General features: G+C 67.5%; 17 protein-coding genes. 15 read left to right on the forward strand and 2 right to left on the reverse strand.

What is annotated here, in order from left to right; translation table 11 throughout:
- The first annotated feature begins 110 nt into the window (after positions 1-110).
- The 7 genes from fabF to ACORQU_RS14255 all read left to right on the forward strand — a co-directional run bounded on the left by fabF (position 111) and on the right by ACORQU_RS14255 (position 6,548).
- The gene (gene fabF, locus ACORQU_RS14225) at positions 111-1,349 is read left to right on the forward strand and encodes a beta-ketoacyl-ACP synthase II (RefSeq protein WP_491641749.1); all 1,239 of its coding nucleotides are present in this window, start codon (positions 111-113) and stop codon (positions 1,347-1,349) included.
- 81 nt (positions 1,350-1,430) lie between these two features.
- The gene (locus tag ACORQU_RS14230) at positions 1,431-2,801 is read left to right on the forward strand and encodes an aminodeoxychorismate synthase component I (protein ID WP_491641750.1); all 1,371 of its coding nucleotides are present in this window, start codon (positions 1,431-1,433) and stop codon (positions 2,799-2,801) included.
- Positions 2,802-2,856: 55 nt separating this feature from the next.
- Positions 2,857-3,990 (forward strand): endolytic transglycosylase MltG, encoded by a 1,134-nt coding sequence (gene mltG / locus ACORQU_RS14235; RefSeq protein WP_491641751.1) that lies wholly within the window; start codon positions 2,857-2,859, stop codon positions 3,988-3,990.
- Complete coding sequence (gene tmk / locus ACORQU_RS14240; RefSeq protein ID WP_491641752.1) at positions 3,987-4,631, forward strand: dTMP kinase; 645 nt, start codon at positions 3,987-3,989, stop codon at positions 4,629-4,631. The genes mltG and tmk overlap by 4 nt, the downstream gene beginning before the upstream one ends.
- Positions 4,628-5,587 carry a DNA polymerase III subunit delta' gene (locus ACORQU_RS14245; protein WP_491641753.1) on the forward strand — a complete coding sequence of 320 codons (960 nt, stop codon included), beginning with the start codon at positions 4,628-4,630 and terminating at the stop codon, positions 5,585-5,587. Before tmk ends, ACORQU_RS14245 begins: the two co-directional genes overlap by 4 nt.
- The gene (locus ACORQU_RS14250; RefSeq protein WP_271646602.1) at positions 5,584-5,931 is read left to right on the forward strand and encodes a PilZ domain-containing protein; all 348 of its coding nucleotides are present in this window, start codon (positions 5,584-5,586) and stop codon (positions 5,929-5,931) included. The genes ACORQU_RS14245 and ACORQU_RS14250 overlap by 4 nt, the downstream gene beginning before the upstream one ends.
- A 26-nt stretch (positions 5,932-5,957) precedes the next feature.
- On the forward strand, positions 5,958-6,548 hold the full coding sequence (locus ACORQU_RS14255; RefSeq protein ID WP_491641755.1) for a hypothetical protein: 591 nt from the start codon (positions 5,958-5,960) through the stop codon (positions 6,546-6,548).
- A 33-nt stretch (positions 6,549-6,581) separates the two neighbouring features.
- On the opposite strand, the gene ACORQU_RS14260 is transcribed toward ACORQU_RS14255, so the two are convergent.
- Both ACORQU_RS14260 and ACORQU_RS14265 read right to left on the reverse strand, forming a co-directional pair.
- Positions 6,582-6,755 (reverse strand): hypothetical protein, encoded by a 174-nt coding sequence (locus ACORQU_RS14260; RefSeq protein ID WP_271646599.1) that lies wholly within the window; start codon positions 6,753-6,755, stop codon positions 6,582-6,584.
- A gap of 92 nt (positions 6,756-6,847) precedes the next feature.
- Positions 6,848-8,923: a 3-hydroxyacyl-CoA dehydrogenase NAD-binding domain-containing protein gene (locus tag ACORQU_RS14265; RefSeq protein WP_491641756.1), complete on the reverse strand. Its 2,076-nt coding sequence runs from the start codon at positions 8,921-8,923 to the stop codon at positions 6,848-6,850.
- 232 nt (positions 8,924-9,155) lie between these two features.
- Here ACORQU_RS14265 and rpoE point away from each other — a divergent pair, with 232 nt between their 5' ends.
- The 8 genes from rpoE (at position 9,156) to era (ending at position 17,262) form a co-directional block, all read left to right on the forward strand.
- Entirely contained in the window at positions 9,156-9,773 is a 618-nt protein-coding gene (gene rpoE, locus ACORQU_RS14270) for an RNA polymerase sigma factor RpoE (RefSeq protein WP_491641758.1), read from the forward strand.
- The gene (locus ACORQU_RS14275; RefSeq protein WP_491641760.1) at positions 9,770-10,648 is read left to right on the forward strand and encodes a sigma-E factor negative regulatory protein; all 879 of its coding nucleotides are present in this window, start codon (positions 9,770-9,772) and stop codon (positions 10,646-10,648) included. Before rpoE ends, ACORQU_RS14275 begins: the two co-directional genes overlap by 4 nt.
- Positions 10,649-10,717: 69 nt before the next feature.
- The gene (locus ACORQU_RS14280; RefSeq protein ID WP_491641762.1) at positions 10,718-12,256 is read left to right on the forward strand and encodes a Do family serine endopeptidase; all 1,539 of its coding nucleotides are present in this window, start codon (positions 10,718-10,720) and stop codon (positions 12,254-12,256) included.
- 157 nt (positions 12,257-12,413) lie between these two features.
- Positions 12,414-14,207 carry a translation elongation factor 4 gene (lepA, locus tag ACORQU_RS14285; protein WP_491641763.1) on the forward strand — a complete coding sequence of 598 codons (1,794 nt, stop codon included), beginning with the start codon at positions 12,414-12,416 and terminating at the stop codon, positions 14,205-14,207.
- Positions 14,208-14,319: 112 nt separating this feature from the next.
- Positions 14,320-15,114 carry a signal peptidase I gene (gene lepB, locus ACORQU_RS14290; protein WP_271646592.1) on the forward strand — a complete coding sequence of 265 codons (795 nt, stop codon included), beginning with the start codon at positions 14,320-14,322 and terminating at the stop codon, positions 15,112-15,114.
- A 32-nt stretch (positions 15,115-15,146) separates the two neighbouring features.
- Positions 15,147-15,530 carry a DUF4845 domain-containing protein gene (locus tag ACORQU_RS14295; RefSeq protein WP_271646591.1) on the forward strand — a complete coding sequence of 128 codons (384 nt, stop codon included), beginning with the start codon at positions 15,147-15,149 and terminating at the stop codon, positions 15,528-15,530.
- Between the two features lies 1 nt (position 15,531).
- Entirely contained in the window at positions 15,532-16,197 is a 666-nt protein-coding gene (gene rnc / locus ACORQU_RS14300; RefSeq protein WP_491641765.1) for a ribonuclease III, read from the forward strand.
- Positions 16,198-16,353: 156 nt separating this feature from the next.
- Entirely contained in the window at positions 16,354-17,262 is a 909-nt protein-coding gene (gene era / locus ACORQU_RS14305; RefSeq protein ID WP_491641766.1) for a GTPase Era, read from the forward strand.
- Positions 17,263-17,295 lie beyond the last annotated feature (33 nt).

Consider the following 17,295-nt stretch of genomic DNA (forward strand, 5'->3'; position numbering starts at 1 on the left):
GTGACGCCGGGGCCGCGATTGCGGCCCCGCGCGCATCCGGCGCAGGCGCGCCGCAGCATCCCCGTCAACGCCGGCATTGGCCGGCCTGCAGCATTGCGGAGTAGAACGTTATGAGCCGACGTCGTGTCGTGGTCACCGGCATGGGCATGGTCTCGCCCCTGGGCAATGACCTGGCCAGCAGTTGGGATGGCATCAAGAACGGTCGTTCGGGCATCGGCCCGCTGACCTCGTTCGATGCCTCGACCTATCCCACCCGGATCTGCGGTGAAGTGCGTGAGCTGGACCTGAGCCAGTTCATCCACCCCAAGGACGCCAAGAAGATGGATGCCTTCATCCATTACGGTGTCGCGGCCTCGCTGATGGCCTTGGACGATTCGGGCCTGGAAGTCACCGAGGCCAACGCCGAGCGCGTGGGCGCGATGATCGGTTCGGGCATCGGCGGCATCCTGGGCATCGAGCAACAGACCGAGAAATTGCTCGACGGCGGCGTGCGCAAGGTTTCGCCGTTCTACATCCCCAGCACCATCATCAACATGCTGCCCGGCCACCTGAGCATCATGAAGGGCCTCAAGGGGCCTGGCTTCTCGGCCGTGTCCGCGTGCGCCACCGCCAACCACTCCATCGGCATGGCCATGCGCACCATCCAGTACGGCGATGCCGATGTAATGGTCTGCGGCGGTGCCGAGCGCGGTTCCTCGCCGACCTCGATGGCGGGCTTCTGCTCGATGAAGGCCATGTCCACCCGCAATGACGACCCGACCCGGGCCTCGCGCCCGTGGGACGCCGAGCGCGACGGTTTCGTCATGGGCGATGGCGCCGGCATCCTGGTGATCGAAGAGTACGAACACGCCAAGGCCCGCGGCGCGCGCATCTACTGCGAGCTGGCCGGTTTCGGCGCCAGCCAGGACGCCTGGCACATGACCGCGCCCAGCGAGAACGGCGACGGTCCGGCGCGCTGCATGAGCATGGCGATGAAGGACGCCGGCGTGAATCCGGAGCAGGTTCAATATCTCAATGCGCACGGCACCTCCACGCCGCTGGGCGATGTGGCCGAAACCCTGGCGATGAAGCGCGCCATGGGCGATCACGCCTACAAGATGATGGTCAGCTCCACCAAGTCCATGACCGGGCACCTGCTCGGCGCGGCCGGTGGCGTGGAGGCCATCTTCTCGGTGATGGCGCTGCACGAGGGTGTGATTCCGCCGACCATCAACCTGGACAATCCGGGGGAAGGCTGCGATCTGGACTATGTGCCCAACGTGGCGCGCGAGCAGCAGGTCGACGTGGTCATGTCCAACGGCTTCGGCTTCGGTGGCACCAACGGCACGCTGGTGTTCAAGCGCGTCTGAGCGCGGCGTCGGCGACGTTGAAGACATCGGGAGCGGCATGGCGCCGCTCCCGATGTGCGTTTTGAAACACATGAGACCGTCATGCTTCTGAGCCGTGCGCTGCCCAACGAGGTGGACCTGCTGTCGCTGCAGCGCGTGGCGCCGGCGCGTTACCCGCTGTTGATGGAGTCGGTGGCGTCGGGCACCGCGCACGGTCGCTGGGACCTGCTGCTGATGGGCAATGGCGAAGGCCTGCGCCTGGATGCGGATGGGCTGACCCGCACCCTGGCCGGGGAGCGGCTGGAGGGGGATTTCCTCTCGCTGCTCGATGCCGCCTGGCAGCCATTGCGCACGCTGCGCGAGGAACCGCGTTGGCCCTTCCTTGGCGGCTGGGCGCTGATGCTGGATTACGAGCTGGCTGGCCAGGTCGAGCCGGTGCTGACGCTGCCCCAGGGCCCGGGCGAACGGCCGGTCGCGTTGGCACGGCGTTGTCCGGCCGCGGTGCTGCGCGATCGCGCCACCGGGGAGTGCGTGGCGGTGGCCGAGCCGGGCTGCGAGACGCTGCTGCAGGCCATCGAAACGGATCTGGCCCTGGCGCTTGCCCTCCAGGCGCCGGCCTGGCACGTGCCGGAGGCGCTGATCGAGGACGCGCCCGAGCACTTCATCGAGGGGGTGCGGCGCATCCTCGACTACCTGGCGGCGGGCGATGTGTTCCAGGTGAACCTCTCGCGTGGCTGGCAGGCCACGTTTGCCCCGAGGCTGGAGCCAGCGGCGCTGTATGCGCGCCTGCGGCAGTGCAATCCGGCCCCGTTCGCCGGGCTGTTCCAGCACGACGGCCACGCAGTGGTCAGCGCCTCGCCGGAGCGGTTGGTGTCGGTGCGCGGCGGCGTGGTCGAGACCCGGCCGATCGCCGGCACGCGGCCGCGCTTCGCCGGGGACGATGATGCCGCCCGCATCCGCGAGCTGGTCGGCCATCCCAAGGAGCGCGCCGAGCACGTGATGCTGATCGACCTGGAGCGCAATGACCTGGGCCGCGTGTGCACGCCGGGCAGCGTCGAGGTCGACGAGCTGATGACGGTGGAGAGCTATGCGCACGTGCACCACATCGTCAGCAATGTGCGCGGCCAGCTGCGCGCCGAGGTCACGCCAGGGCAGGTGATCGCCGCGACCTTTCCCGGCGGCACCATCACCGGCTGTCCCAAGGTGCGCTGCATGCAGATCATCGCCGAACTGGAGCAGGTGTCGCGCGGCGCCTACACCGGCGCGTTCGGCTGGCTGGGACGCGATGGCGACCTGGACCTCAACATCCTGATCCGCAGCGCGCAGATGGTGGACGAGGCCGAGCGCACCACGTTGCGCTTCCGCACCGGCGCGGGGATCGTCATCGACTCCGATCCGCAGGCCGAGCTGGCCGAGACCCGGGCCAAGGCCCGCGGCATGCTGCTCGCGCTCGGGGCGGCGCCGGCGGTCTGAACGGCCTGCTTCGCGTGCGGCTGGTATCCTGCGCGGCCTTCCCTTGGCCGGCTTCATGACCGTGGCATCAGGTTGCAGGCGCGGTTGCCGCGCCATCGTCCTCATCGTCGTGCTCCTCGGGCTTGCCGTTGCGGCCGCCGCACTGTGGGGCTGGCAGCGCTACCAAGCGTTCCAGTCGCAACCGCTGCCAGGCTTGCATCCGGAGCAGTCCGTGCAGGTGCGCAGGGGGGACTCGTTCCACAATGTCCTCACTCGCCTGCGCGGCGAAGGCGTCACGGCCGGCCGTGATCTGGAGTGGCAGCTGCTGGCTCGCCAGCTCGACGCGGCGGGCAAGCTCAAGGTGGGCGAGTACGCGCTGGAGCCCGGCGTGACCACCCCGCGCTCGCTGCTGCAGAACATGCGCGCCGGTCGCATCATCCAGTACCGCTTCACCATCGTCGAAGGCTGGAACATGCGCCAGCTGCGCGCGGCGTTGGAGGCGGCCACGCCGTTGGTGCATGAGGCCACCCAGCTCGACGATGCCGCACTGATGGCCAAGCTGGGTCATCCCGGCGAGCATCCGGAGGGACGCTTCCTGCCGGAAACCTACGTGTACTCGCGCGGTGACACGGACCTGGACGTGCTGCGGCGCGCCTACGACGACATGGACAAGGCCCTGGCCAAGGTCTGGGCCACGCGCGCGGACGACCTGCCGTTGACCACGCCCTACCAGGCGCTGACCCTGGCCTCGATCATTGAGAAGGAAACCGGCATCGCCGAGGAGCGGCCCGAGATCGCCGGCGTGTTCGCCCGGCGCCTGGCGCTGGGCATGAAGCTGCAGACCGACCCCAGCGTGATCTACGGCCTGGGCAGCGCCTATGATGGCAACATCCGCCGGCGCGACCTGACCACCGACACGCCCTACAACACCTATACGCGCACGGGGCTGACCCCCACGCCCATCGCGATGCCCGGTCGCGCGGCGCTTGATGCGGCCATGCACCCGGCGCCGGGCGATGCGCTGTACTTCGTCGCCCTCGGGGACGGCAGTGGGCGGCATGTGTTCTCGGCCACCCTGGCCGAGCACAACGCCGCCGTGCGCGCCTACCTCAATCGCATGCGTCGTCCGCCGCTGCCCGAGGAGGAGGCCGCCGCAGGCCAGGCGGCGCAGACGCCGACGGGCCAGGACGACAAGGCGAGCAGGCGATGAGCCTGCCGGTCGAACATCCGCACTTCCTGAGCCTGGAAGGCGGGGAGGGCGCGGGCAAGACCAGCGCCCTGGGCGCCATTCGAGACACCTTGCAGGCGGCCGGGCACGAGGTTGTCCTGACCCGTGAGCCGGGGGGCACGCCGCTGGCCGAGCGCATGCGCGGCATCCTGCTCGAACCTGGCGTGGAGGCGCTGGCGCCTGAAGCCGAACTGCTGCTGATGTTCGCCGCGCGCGCCCAGCACGTGCAGCGGGTGATCGCACCGGCCCTGGCTCGCGGGGCGTTCGTGGTCAGCGATCGCTTCACCGACTCCAGCTACGCCTATCAGGTCCACGGGCGCGGCCTGGACCGCAGCCTGGTGGAAGAGCTCGAACGGCGTGTGGTGCATGCGGCGCCGGCGCTGACCCTGCTGCTGGATCTGGACGTGCGCGAAGGGCGCGCCCGCACCGCGGGCCGCGACCTGTGGCCGGATCGCATCGAAAGCGAACAGGACGATTTCTTCGAGCGTGTGCGCGAGGGCTATCGGCGACGCGCAGAGGCGTTCCCTGCGCGCTTCCGCGTGATCGATGCGGCGCAGCCGCCGCAGGATGTCGCGCAGGCGGTCGCCAGTGCCGTACGCACCTGGCTGGAGGCGACGACGTGACAGGTCCATTCGCCCCGTGGCAGCAGCGCGCCTACGACCATGCGCTCGCCGCACTGGATGCCGGACGCCTGGGCCATGGCCTGCTGCTGTGCGGGCCAGCCGGCCTGGGCAAGCGTGCGATCGCCGATCGGCTGGCGCGCCATGTGCTCAGCGGCGGGCAGGCCGACGGCGGCGGACGCGATCTCCAGCTGATCCAGGCCGGCACCCATCCAGACCTGACGGTGGTGTCCTTCATTCCCACGCGCGACGGCACCAAGCTACGCACCGAGATCGTGATCGAGCAGATCCGCGAGCTGTCGCAGAAGCTATCGCTCACCCCGCAGTACGGGCGCGCGCAGGTGGCGATCATCGACCCGGCCGATGCGGTCAACAACGCGGCCTGGAACGCGCTGCTCAAGACGCTGGAGGAACCCCAGCCTGGGCGCTACCTGTGGCTGCTCAGCGCCAATCCGATGCGCCTGCCGGCGACCATCCGCAGCCGCTGCCAGAGCCTGGAAGTCCGCCTGCCGCCGCGTGCCGAGGCCTTGGCCTGGCTGGCTGCGCATGACTACCCGGAAAGCGCCGCGGCCGAGGCCCTGGACGCGGCTCGCGGGCATCCGGGACTGGCCCTGTCCTGGATGGCCGAAGGAGGCATGGCGCTGCGCCGCGAGGTGGCGGCCGACCTGGGCAAGCTCGAGCGGGGCCAGCTGCAGGTGGTGGAGACCGCCCAGCGTTGGGCCAACGACGATCACGCCTCATTGCGGCTGCGTTTTGCCGCGGACCTGGTGCTGGCGCAGGCAGCCGATCCGGCCTTGACCGATCCTGCACGATTGAACAAGCTGGCTGCCTGGTTCGATGCGGCCAACCGCACGCGAGACCTGCTGCGCACCACGGTGCGCGCCGACCTGGCGATGGTGGATTTACTGCTGGCCTGGCGCGATGGCGTGCGCGGTTCGGCGACTGGAGGAGCGGGATGAATGCAACAAAGGGCGGCATCCTGTCGCTGGCGGTCAAGGACAAGGCGCAGCTCTACAGTGCCTATATCCCGTTCGTGAAAAACGGGGGCATCTTCGTGCCGACGACCAAGCGGTATTTCCTCGGCGACGAGGTCTTCGTGCTGGTGACCCTGCCCGAGTCCAGCGAGCGCCTGCCGGTGGCCGGCAAGGTGATCTGGGTGACGCCGGTTGGCGCACAGGGCGCGCGCACCGCCGGCATCGGCGTGCAGTTCACCGAGGGCGGCGAGGGCGACATGGTGCGCAACCGCATCGAGACCCTGCTGGCCGGCACGCTCAACGCCGACAAGCCCACCCACACCATGTAACCGCGCCCATGCCGCGATGCCGCAGCATGATCGCCAGCCTTCTGCCAGCGGGGCTGGCGATGTCGTTTGCGCTGGATGCGGGGGCGCAGGTGACCCGGATCCAGGTGTGGACGGAAGCTTCACCGGCAGCGATCTGGTCACAGTCCGCGCCCTTGCAACCGCGCTATGCGCTGTCGCCGGAGGTCGGAGAGACGGTCAGTCTCGTCCAGGTCGCGCAGGCCGCCGGGCAGCAGGTGCCACTGCGCCTGCGCGTGCAATACCAGACCAGCCTGGCGCTTGCGGATGAGGGGCCGCACCTGGATCTACTGGACTGGAAGCACTGTACGTCCGCGTGGCACACCATTGCCGTAGACGGCAATGGGCGCTTCGCCGTGCTGCCGCCGTCGGAGGCCGAATCCACCTGCTTCCCCTCCTTCAGCCAGGTGGAGCTGCTGGCGGCCGTGCGTCGCCAGGGAGGCGAGGCGCATTGGCAGAACCTGGCGCGCGGCGTCTCACGAGCAGGCGAAGGCGCATCCTATGTCGCGCCGAGCCTGCTGCGGATGGTGCTGGAGCAGTGGGATGGGCGTGGCTGGGTGCGGGTGACCGAGCTGGAAGTCGCCTTGGCGATGGGGTGCTGAGACCTCGCCGTCCTGATCACCGCTCGCCTGCGGTCAAAGGCTCTTGAACAGATTGCCCAGCAGCAGCACGACCAAGCCCGCGCAGACCAGCCAGAACGCGTATGGCACCAGTGCCGGGATGTAGTGCAGCTTGGCTGCGACGCCCAGGCCGCCCAGCAGCAGCGACAGGAAATAGGTGCCGGTACTCGGCGCAGACAGATTGAACATGCAGGTGAGGTCGTCGTGGTTCCAAGGCGGAGCATGATGCCCGATCCGCCGCGCGGCTTGCAGCCTGCGGCGGATGTGCGGGGGTGCCTCGATCAGGCGGCCGGTTGGCGCAGCGCGGGATTGTCCCAGCCAGGGCGTGGCGCGAAGCGATCTCCGTGCCGCGCCTGCAGGGTCTTGAGGCGTTCGACCAGCGCATCGGCACCAGCGGCGCGGATGTACTGGATCGGGCCGCCGCGGAACGGCGCAAAGCCGGTGCCGAAGATCACGCCGGCATCCAGCAGGTCCGCGTCGGCGACCACCTCGTCGTGCAGGCAGGCGACCGCCTCGTTGAGCAGCGGCAGGATCAGGCGATCCTCCAGGTCGGCCGGCGCCTGGTAATCGGCGGGCACCTCGGGCTTGACCGGCTTGCTGCCCTTGGCCGTCTGCTCCCATTTGTACAGGCCCTGGCCATCCTTCTTGCCGCGCTTGTCCGGCTCGACCGTGGCCAGCGCCGCCGGGACCTGCAGGCCCAGGAACGGCGAGAGCTCCTTGCCAACGCCGGCCGCCACGTCCAGGCCGACGGTGTCGATCAGTTCGATCGGGCCCATCGGCATGCCGAACTTCACCGCCGCCTTGTCGATCACCGCACCCGGGATGCCCTCGGCATAGGCATTGGCCGCTTCGAGCATGTACGGGAAGAGCACGCGGTTGACCAGAAAGCCCGGGGTGCCGGCCACCGGCACCGGGAACTTGTCCAGCGCCTTGCAGAACGCGGCCAGGCGCTGGCCGGTCTCGGCCGACATGCCGTCGTGGTGCACGATTTCCACCAGCGGCATCATCGCCACCGGGTTGAAGTAGTGCAGGCCACCGAACTGCGCCGGTCGGGCGATGTGCTCGCGCAGTTCGACCAAGGGAATCGACGAGGTGTTGGTGGTCAGCAATGCATCGGGCTTGAGCATCGGCTCGATGGTTTGGTAGAGCGCGCGCTTGGCCTCGGGGTTCTCGATGATGGCCTCGATCACCAGGTCAGCGCTGGCGGCGCCTTCGCCGGCCAGATCGGCCTTGAGGCGTGCGGCCACGGCAGGGCGCTTGCTGGCGTCCTTGACCTTCTTGTCGAACAGCGCCTGCGCACGTGTCATGGCCGGATCGATGAAGCGCTGCTCGCGATCCTGCAGGGTGACCTCGAAGCCCTTGTAGGCCGACCACGCGGCGATGTCACCGCCCATCACGCCGGCGCCGACCACGTGCACGTGCTTGATGCCCGCGTCCTTGCCGCCCAGCCCCTTGAGGCGCTCGGTCAGGAAGAAGATGCGGATCAGGTTGCGCGCGGTCGGGGTGCCGGCCAGCTTGACCACGCCGCGGCGCTCGGCATCCAGGCGCGCGCCGATCCCCTTGCCGCCCGCGCGCTCCCACGTGTTGATGAGTGTGTAGGGAGCCGGATAGTGCTCCTTGCGTGCCTTGCGCGCGACCTGCTTGCTCATCTGTGGGGCCAGGATGCGGCGCGCCAGCCAGGTATTGGTGGACCAGCCCAGGGCGCGCTGCTTGAATGGGCGCGTGGTGCCCTTCAATGCCAGGGCCACGGCGCTGTCGATCAGCACCGCCTTGTCCACGGTCCGGTCGACCAGGCCCATGGCCCGTGCGGCGCTGGCCGAGACGGTACGACCGGTCAGCATCAGGTCCATCGCGGCCGGCGCGCCGATCAGACGCGGCAGGCGCGCGCTGCCGCCCCAGCCCGGGAAGATGCCCAGCTTGACCTCGGGCAGGCCGATGCGCGTGGAAGCATCCTTTGACGCGATGCGATAGCGGCAGGCCAGGGAGATTTCGGTGCCGCCGCCCATGCAGAAGCCATGGATGGCCGCCACGGTCGGGCAGGGCAGTTCGGCCAGTTTCTGGAAGGTGGCCTGGCCGCGACGGATCGCATCGCTCACGGTGCCGCGGCGGTCGAATTCCTGGAATTCCTTGAGGTCTGCACCGGCAATGAAGCCGTTGTCCTTGCCCGAAGCGATCACCACGCCCTTGGGCGGGTCGATGGCCAGGCGTTCGATCACCTCGCCCAGCTCGATCAGGACATCCTGGGAGAAGGCGTTGACCGAGGCGTCCTGACGGTCGAGGAACAGGATCACCACGCCTTCGGGACGGGTTTCCGTGCGCCAGTGACTGAATCGGAGCCCATCGAAGCTGGCTGTCATGGAGTGACCATCCGTTACGGTACGGGGAGCCCGTTATGATCGGGAGGTTGTTTGGCCTGCGTCAAATCCCTATGTCCTGTGCTGACGACCTGACAGGCAGTCCACGCGCCATGCGTTATTTTTACGTTCTAACTTTTCCGCAGCAGGATTTTCATGGCGTCAGTGAACTTTCCGCTGCCCGCGTGGTCACAAGGAGCGGCTCATGACGGCGCCCACAGGAGTGCGGACCGGCATGGCCGAAGCTGATCCACCCATCGAACTGGATCTCGAGCTGGTCAAGCGCGTACAGCGCGGGGACAGCGCCGCATTCGACCTGCTGGTGCGCAAATACCAGCATCGCATCCTGGCGCTGATCGGCCGCTACGTACACGACTGGAGCGAGTGCCAGGACGTGGCGCAGGACACTTTCATGCGCGCCTATCGCGCGATTGGAAGTTTCCGTGGTGACGCGCAGTTCTATACCTGGCTGCACAGGATTGCCGTGAACACCGCAAAGAACCATCTGGTTGCCCACAACCGACGCCCGCCCACTGACGACGTAGACGCCAGTGACGCCGAGCAGTACGACTCCGGCGCGCGCCTGCGCGACACCGATACGCCTGAGCGCGAGCTCATGCGCCAGCAGCTCGAACAGACCGTGATGCGCGCGGTCGAGGCCTTGCCTGAGGACCTGCGTACCGCCATCAGCCTGCGCGAGGTCGATGGACTGAGTTACGAGGAAATCGCCGCCAGGATGGGCTGCCCGATCGGCACGGTGCGCTCCAGGATCTTCCGGGCCCGCGATGCGATCGATGCCGAACTGCGGCCCTTGCTTGAACACGACAGTGCCACCCGGGAGCGTGCCCGATGATCGACGACAAGTTTCAGCAGCATTACCGCCAGCAGATGTCCGCGCTGATGGACGGCGAACTGGCGCCGGATCAGGCCCGCTTCCTGATGCGCCGCATGGGCGAGGATCAGGCGTTGAACGCGACCTGGGAACGCTGGCAGCTGTGTGGTGAGGTCCTGCGGGGGCGCGCACCGACGCCGGCGCCGCATGGGTTCGCGGAGCGCGTTGCCGCGGCCGTGGCCGAGCAGCCCAGGCAGCAGCCTGCCGCCAATCAGGAATTCGGCCGCGGCGGGCATCGGCTGCTGCGCTGGAGCGGTGGTGCGGTCGCCGCATCCGTGGCGTTGGTGGCCATGTTCATCGCCGGACAACACAGTCGCCCGCAGGTCGCCTCACAGGCGACCGAGCTGGCCAGCAGCATGGCACCGGCTTCCGGTGGCTCGACGATCCGCTCGCCATCAGCGCCGTCGGCGCCGGCCGACCCGGACCCTGCGGCGACGCTGGCCGCTTCGGCGGCGGTCGCGGTCGCCAGTGTGCCGCGCCGCGCCGACGAGAGCCGTCGGGGCAGTGCGACCCGCAACCAGCAGGCTGCACGTGCCACGGCCGCCATCACCCGTCAGGCCCTGGCCGAGGTGAATGCGGCCAAGGTCCCGCGGGCGGACGCCCTGGCCCAGGCGCCTTCGAGCCGTCAGGACCCCTTTGCCGGTGCGGCCCTGGGTGAGGCGCGGGCGCGGCCCTGGCCACGGACCACGCTCCCTCACCTGGCCGGCGATGGCGGCTATGCCGCCGGCTACGTCCAAGGCGAACAGGCGCCCTATTACCCGTTCCAGCCCCGGCTTCCCACGGCGGCCTCGACGTCCCAGCCGTCAGAAGCCCGGGCGCCGGACGCGCAGCCCTGAGTGACCTGCACCCGCCTGCGGGCGGGTGCTGCCAACCCTTTCTTTTTCCGACGCAGAGGCAAGCAGTCGATGAATGCACGTGTCCGTTTTGGCCTGATCGGCCTGATGTCCCTCACCATGCCCCTGTCGGCGTGCGCCCAGCAGGGCGGCAGCAGCGCGGCTGCGGTCGCCCCCTCCATCGCCCAGAGCAGCGCCCCACAGATCGTCACCGGGCTGCCGGATTTCACCAAGCTGGTCGAGCAGGTCGCCCCGGGTGTGGTCAACGTCGACGCCACCATCGGCGGCGGTGACGACAGCAGCAGCGACGACGACCAGCAGCCCCAGATGGACCAGCAGCAGATCCCGGACATCTTCCGTCAGCTCTTCGGGCCGGAGTTCCAGATGCCTTCGCCGCGCGGCCGCGGCGGCCGTCCGGAAGGCGAGTCGATGGGCTCGGGCTTCATCATTTCGCCCGATGGCTACATCCTGACCAACAACCACGTAGTCGATGGCTCGGACAACGTGAAGGTCAAGCTGTCCGACGGGCGTGAGTTCAAGGCCAAGGTCATCGGCGCCGACAAGGGCTACGACGTGGCCGTGCTGAAGATCGACGCCAAGAACCTGCCGTCGCTGCGTATGGGCGAGTCCAACAACCTCAAGCCCGGGCAGTGGGTGGTGGCCGTGGGCTCGCCGTTTGGGCTGGATCATTCGGTCACCGCCGGCGTGGTCAGTGCGACAGGACGAACCCAGGCCGGCATGGGGTCGAACTACGTGCGCTTCATCCAGACCGACGTGGCGATCAACCCGGGCAATTCCGGCGGTCCGCTGCTCAATACAGCGGGTGAAGTCGTCGGTATCAACTCGCAGATCTTCTCCCAGTCCGGCGGCTACATGGGCATCAGTTTTGCGATCCCGATCGACCTGGCCATCAGCGCGGCCGACCAGCTGAAGAAGAACGGCAAGGTCAGCCGCTCGATGCTGGGCGTCACCATGAACCAGGAAATCAGCGAGGCGATGGCCAAGAGCCTGGGGCTGCCAAACACCAATGGCGTCCTGGTCGCGTCGGTGTCGCCGGGCAGTGGCGCGGACAAGGCCGGGATTCGGCCCATGGACGTGATCACCGAATTCGACGGGAGCAAGATCAACGACTTCACCGATCTGCCGTCGCGCGTGGCACCGCTGCCGCCCGGGACCAAGGTCACCCTGACGGTCATCCGTGATGGCAAGTCGCGCAAGGTGGACGTCACCCTGACCGAACTGGATCAGAAGGCTGCCGGGCTGTCCGGTCCTGGCGAGGACGAGGGCGACCAGGGCGCCGAGTCGGGCAAGTCGGCCAACAGCAAGGACATCGGTTTCAGCGTCGAGGCAGTTCCTCCGCAGCTGCGTCAGCGCCTGGACCTGCCCAATGACGCGGGCGTTGTCATCTCGAACGTCAGCCGCGCCGTGGCCCTGGAAGCCCATCTGCAGCCGGGCCTGGTGGTCCTGCAGGTCGGCCGCAACAAGGTCGGCAGCGTCTCGGACTTCAACAAGGCCGTCGCCGGCGTGAAGAAGGGCGACGTGCTGATGCTGCTGGTCCAGGATCCGCAGAACGGCGTCAAGCAATTCGTGGCCCTGACGGTCGGCGGCTGAAGCCTGCCACCCCGGCGCCGGCCTTGGCCGGCGCCTCCCGGGCCGCTCTGCGCAAAGCGGGCAGGCCCGGGTCGGGCGTGCGATAATCCGCGATTGTCTCCCCGACGCCTCGTCGCGCCGCCGCGCTCCCCACATGTCGCCTGAAACACCTGAATCGATGCGGTTCATCCGCAATTTCTCCATCATCGCCCACGTCGACCATGGCAAGTCCACGCTGGCCGACCGGATCATCCAGCTCTGTGGCGGGCTGACTGAGCGCGAGATGGAAGCCCAGGTGCTCGACAACAATCCGATCGAGCGCGAGCGCGGCATCACCATCAAGGCCCAGTCCGTGTCGTTGCCCTACACCGCGCGCGACGGCCAGACCTATTACCTGAATTTCATCGACACCCCCGGGCACGTGGACTTCTCCTACGAGGTCAGCCGCTCGCTGGCTGCCTGCGAGGGCGCGCTGCTGGTGGTCGATGCCGCCCAGGGCGTGGAAGCCCAGTCGGTGGCCAACTGCTACACCGCCGTCGAGCAGGGCCTGGAAGTGGTGCCGGTCCTCAACAAGATCGACCTGCCCACCGCCGATATCGAAAAAGCCAAGGCCGAGATCGAGGCGGTGATCGGCATCGACGCGGCTGATGCGGTGGCCGTGTCGGCCAAGACCGGCCTGAACGTGCAGGACGTGCTAGAGGCGATCGTCCACCGCATCCCGCCGCCCAAGCCGCGCGACACCGACAAGCTGCAGGCGCTAATCATCGACTCGTGGTTCGACAACTACCTGGGCGTGGTCATGCTGGTGCGCGTGATGCAGGGCCAGATCAAGGACGGCGACGACATTCTGGTCATGTCCACCGGGCGCAAGCACAAGGTGGACGATGTGGGCATCTTCACGCCCAAGCGGACCAAGACCAAGGCGCTGCGCGCTGGCGAGGTGGGCTGGATCAACGCGTCCATCAAGGACGTGCATGGCGCGCCGGTCGGCGACACCCTGACCCTGGCGTCCGACCCGGCCACCGAGGCGCTACCGGGCTTCCAGGAGATGCAGCCGCGCGTGTTCTCCGGGCTGTTCCCGGTCAATGCCGAGGACTATCCGGCCCTGCGCGAGGCGCTGGAAAAGCTGCGCCTGAATGACGCGGCGCTGCGGTTCGAGCCGGAAAGCTCGGAGGCGATGGGCTTCGGCTTCCGCTGCGGCTTCTTAGGCATGCTGCACATGGAAATCGTGCAGGAACGCCTGGAGCGCGAGTACGACCTGGACCTGATCGGCACCGCGCCGACGGTGGTCTACGAGGTTCTCAGAACCGACGGCTCCATCCTGTCGCTGGACAACCCGGCCAAGCTGCCGCAGTCCAATCTGGTCGAGGAAGTGCGCGAGCCCATCATCCGCGCCAACATCCTCACGCCCGAGGCCTACATCGGCAACATCATCAAGCTGTGCGAGGAAAAGCGCGGCATGCAGATCGGCATCCAGTACCTGGCCAGCCAGGTGCAGATCAGCTACGAACTGCCGATGGCCGAGGTGGTGCTGGATTTCTTCGACAAGCTCAAGTCCGTCAGCCGTGGCTACGCCTCGCTGGACTACCACTTCCTGCGTTTCCAGGCTGGTCCGTTCGTGCGCCTGGATACGCTGATCAACGGCGACAAGGTCGATGCGCTGAGCCTGATCGTGCATCGCAGCCAGGCCGATCGCCGTGGCCGCGAGCTGTGCGAAAAGATGAAGGAGCTGATCCCGCGGCAGATGTTCGACGTGGCGATCCAGGCCGCTGTCGGCGCCCAGATCATCGCCCGTTCCACGGTCAAGGCCATGCGCAAGAACGTGCTGGCCAAATGCTATGGTGGCGACATCACGCGCAAGAAAAAGCTTCTGGAAAAGCAGAAGGAAGGCAAGAAGCGCATGAAGCAGGTCGGCCGCGTGGAGATCCCGCAGGAAGCCTTCCTGGCGGTACTGCAGGTGGACAGCAAGTAAAGGGCGCGCCGGCCCGGGGGCCGGCATGCCAAGCGGGGCGGGTCGCGTGACCCGCCTTTGTTCTGTGCAAGATGCGACGCACCGGGCGCGGACGTCGCGACAAGGAAATGCGATGGTCTGGTTCGAAACAATCCTGGTCGTACTCACCCTGCTGACCGGCTTCATCTGGCTGCTGGACAAGCTCTTTCTGGCCAAGCGCCGCGCCGCCAAGGCCGGCCTGCTGGACGAAGAGCCGGTGCTGGTCGATTACTCCAAGGCGTTCTTCCCGGTGCTGGCCATCGTGCTGGTCCTGCGCAGTTTCGTCGCCGAGCCCTACAAGATCCCCTCGGCCTCGATGATGCCCAACCTGCTGATCGGGGACTTCATCCTGGTCAACAAGTTCTCCTATGGCCTGCGCCTGCCGATCACCAACACCAAGTTCCTGCCGATCGGCGAGCCCAAGCGCGGCGATGTGGTGGTGTTCAAGCCGCCGATGGACCCGGAGCACAACTGGGTCAAGCGCATCATCGGTCTGCCGGGCGACACCATCAGTTTTACCGGCAACACCCTGTCGGTGAACGGCACGCCGGTGAAGTACAAGCCGCTGGGCACCTATTCGGGTCGCGGCCTGCCGCCGGGCAGCGACCGGGTCACCCTGCTGCAGGAGGACCTGCCCGGCCGGACCCACACCATCTACGAGGACTTGGGCCATTACACCGGCGAGGGCACCTGGACCGTGCCGGCGGACCACTATTTCGTGATGGGCGACAATCGTGATAATAGCGAGGACGGCCGCCTGTGGCCGGATACCCACTTCCTGCCGGAGAAGGATCTGCGGGGCAAGGCCTTCGTGATCTGGCTCAACTGCGAGGGGTGGTTCTGCAAGAACGGGTTCGATCCGTCGCGCATCGGGCACGGCATCGAGTGATCAGCAAGTCCTTCAAGGGGAAGGGGAACGTCATGAAGCGCAAGCAGAGTGGTATCACGCTGATCGGGTTTCTGATCACGCTGGCGGTGGTGGGATTTGCCGCATACATCGGCATGAAGCTGTTCCCGATGTACGAGGAGTTCTATTCGGTCAAGGCCGCCGCCAAGGGCCTGGCCGAACAGCCGGGTTCCGCCGACATGGACCCGTCACGCCTGGAGGATTTTTTCTTCCGTCGCCTGGATATCAACTATTCGGAAAACGTCAAACCGGAAAACGTCAACTTCAAGCGGATCGAAGGCGGTTGGCGGATGAATGTCCAGTACGAAGTGCGTCGTCCGATCATCGGCAACCTGGATGTCGTGGGCAAGTTCGACACCGCCCAGGACATCGTTCGGAGCGGTGGTGGCGAAGGCTGAGTTGGCAGCCGGCCCTGACCCGATCGGCCATGCCTTCGCCGATCCGCAGCTGTTGGCCCAGGCGCTGACCCATCGCAGCGCCGGTGCGCCGCATAACGAGCGCCTGGAGTTCCTGGGCGACGGGATCGTCAACCTGCTGATCGCCGAAGTCCTGTTCCAGCGCTGGCCCAAGGCCGACGAAGGGGCACTGACCCGGGCGCGCGCCGAGCTGGTGCGCGAGGCTTCGCTGGCCACCGTCGCGCGCACGCTGGAGCTTGGGGCGCGCCTGACCATGGGCCCGGGCGAAATGAAGTCTGGCGGGCATCGACGCGATTCGATCCTGGCCGATGCCGTCGAGGCGGTTATCGCCGCGATCTATCTGGATGCCGGCTTCGAAGCCTGTCGCGCTTGCGTGCTGCCCTGGTTCGAGACCGCACTGGCGGCGCTGCCGGTCGGCAAACCGGAAAAGGACCCCAAGACCCGCCTGCAGGAGTGGCTGCAGGGCCGCCAGAAGCCCTTGCCGGTCTACGAACTGGTCTGCGAGAGCGGCGAGGAGCATGCGCGCCATTTCCAGGTGCGCTGCATCATCAGCGAGCCGGCACTGTCGGCCGACGGCGAGGGCGGCTCGCGCCGGATCGCCGAGCAGGCCGCCGCGGCTGGTGTCATCAGCCAGCTGCCGCGCCGCTAGGCGCTCTCGATCCCGGGAGCCCTCTGTCGCGCAGAGCTTGCTCGGCCGGGGCGGCACCGGAGAAAGACGCAGCCGAGCAAGCTCGGCACGACAGGACGAAGCGCCGCAGGCGCCTTTCGTTCCCCCAATACCCCGGACACGCTCTAAGCTTTGCCCATGAACACTTCCCAGTCCCACCGCAGCGGCAGCGTCGCAGTCATCGGCCGTCCCAACGTCGGCAAGTCCACCCTGACCAATGCCCTGGTCGGCGCCAAGGTGTCGATCACTTCCAGCCGGCCGCAGACCACGCGCCACCGGCTGCTGGGCATCGCGACCTTCCCGCAGGGCCAGATCGTGCTGGTCGACACACCCGGCCTGCACAAGCAACAGGGCAAATACTCGGCCTCGGCGATGAGCCGGGTCATGAACCGTGCCGCGCGCGGCGCGCTGGAAGGTGTCGATGCCGGCCTGCTGGTGATCGAAGCCGGGCGTTGGGACGAGACCGATACCCTGGCCTACAACGTGCTCAGCGACACCGGCATCCCGGTACTCCTGGTGATCAACAAGGTCGACCGGCTCAAGGACAAGGCCGAACTGCTGCCGTTCCTGGCCCAGGTGAGCGAGGGGCGCACCTTCGCCGCCGTGCACCCGATCTCGGCGCTGAAGAAGAACGGCCTGGATGCGCTGGTGCGCGACGTGCTGGCCCAGCTGCCCGAAGCACCGCCGATGTTCGGCGAAGACGAGATCACCGACCGCTCGGAGCGCTTTCTGGCTGGCGAACTGGTGCGCGAGCAGTTGATGCGCCAGCTCGGTGCCGAGCTGCCGTACGCGACCACCACCGAGATCGAACACTTCACCGTGGATGGCAACATGCTGCGCATCGGCGCGGTCATCTGGGTCGAACGGGAGAGCCAGAAGGCCATCGTCATCGGCAAGGGCGGCGCGCGGCTCAAGGACATCGGCAGCAAGGCGCGCCAGCAGATGGAGCACCTGTTCGACCGCAAGGTCTTCCTGGAAACCTGGGTGCGCGTGCGCGAGGGCTGGTCGGACGATGAGACCGCACTGAAGGCCTTCGGCTACGAGTGAGCGCGGCCACCGGCCCCGCCCGCTCCCGGTCCT

The sequence above is a fragment of the Pseudoxanthomonas sp. JC1303 genome (genome assembly GCF_058448525.1).

Coding starts and splice junctions, on each gene's coding strand:
- fabF (WP_491641749.1), top strand. CDS start 111: ATGAGCCGACGTCGTGTCGTGGTCACCGGCATGGGCATGGTCTCGCCC.
- ACORQU_RS14230 (WP_491641750.1), top strand. CDS start 1,431: ATGCTTCTGAGCCGTGCGCTGCCCAACGAGGTGGACCTGCTGTCGCTG.
- mltG (WP_491641751.1), top strand. CDS start 2,857: ATGACCGTGGCATCAGGTTGCAGGCGCGGTTGCCGCGCCATCGTCCTC.
- tmk (WP_491641752.1), top strand. CDS start 3,987: ATGAGCCTGCCGGTCGAACATCCGCACTTCCTGAGCCTGGAAGGCGGG.
- ACORQU_RS14250 (WP_271646602.1), top strand. CDS start 5,584: ATGAATGCAACAAAGGGCGGCATCCTGTCGCTGGCGGTCAAGGACAAG.
- ACORQU_RS14255 (WP_491641755.1), top strand. CDS start 5,958: ATGATCGCCAGCCTTCTGCCAGCGGGGCTGGCGATGTCGTTTGCGCTG.
- ACORQU_RS14260 (WP_271646599.1), bottom strand. CDS start 6,755: ATGTTCAATCTGTCTGCGCCGAGTACCGGCACCTATTTCCTGTCGCTG.
- ACORQU_RS14265 (WP_491641756.1), bottom strand. CDS start 8,923: ATGACAGCCAGCTTCGATGGGCTCCGATTCAGTCACTGGCGCACGGAA.
- rpoE (WP_491641758.1), top strand. CDS start 9,156: ATGGCCGAAGCTGATCCACCCATCGAACTGGATCTCGAGCTGGTCAAG.
- ACORQU_RS14275 (WP_491641760.1), top strand. CDS start 9,770: ATGATCGACGACAAGTTTCAGCAGCATTACCGCCAGCAGATGTCCGCG.
- ACORQU_RS14280 (WP_491641762.1), top strand. CDS start 10,718: ATGAATGCACGTGTCCGTTTTGGCCTGATCGGCCTGATGTCCCTCACC.
- lepA (WP_491641763.1), top strand. CDS start 12,414: ATGCGGTTCATCCGCAATTTCTCCATCATCGCCCACGTCGACCATGGC.
- lepB (WP_271646592.1), top strand. CDS start 14,320: ATGGTCTGGTTCGAAACAATCCTGGTCGTACTCACCCTGCTGACCGGC.
- ACORQU_RS14295 (WP_271646591.1), top strand. CDS start 15,147: ATGAAGCGCAAGCAGAGTGGTATCACGCTGATCGGGTTTCTGATCACG.
- era (WP_491641766.1), top strand. CDS start 16,354: ATGAACACTTCCCAGTCCCACCGCAGCGGCAGCGTCGCAGTCATCGGC.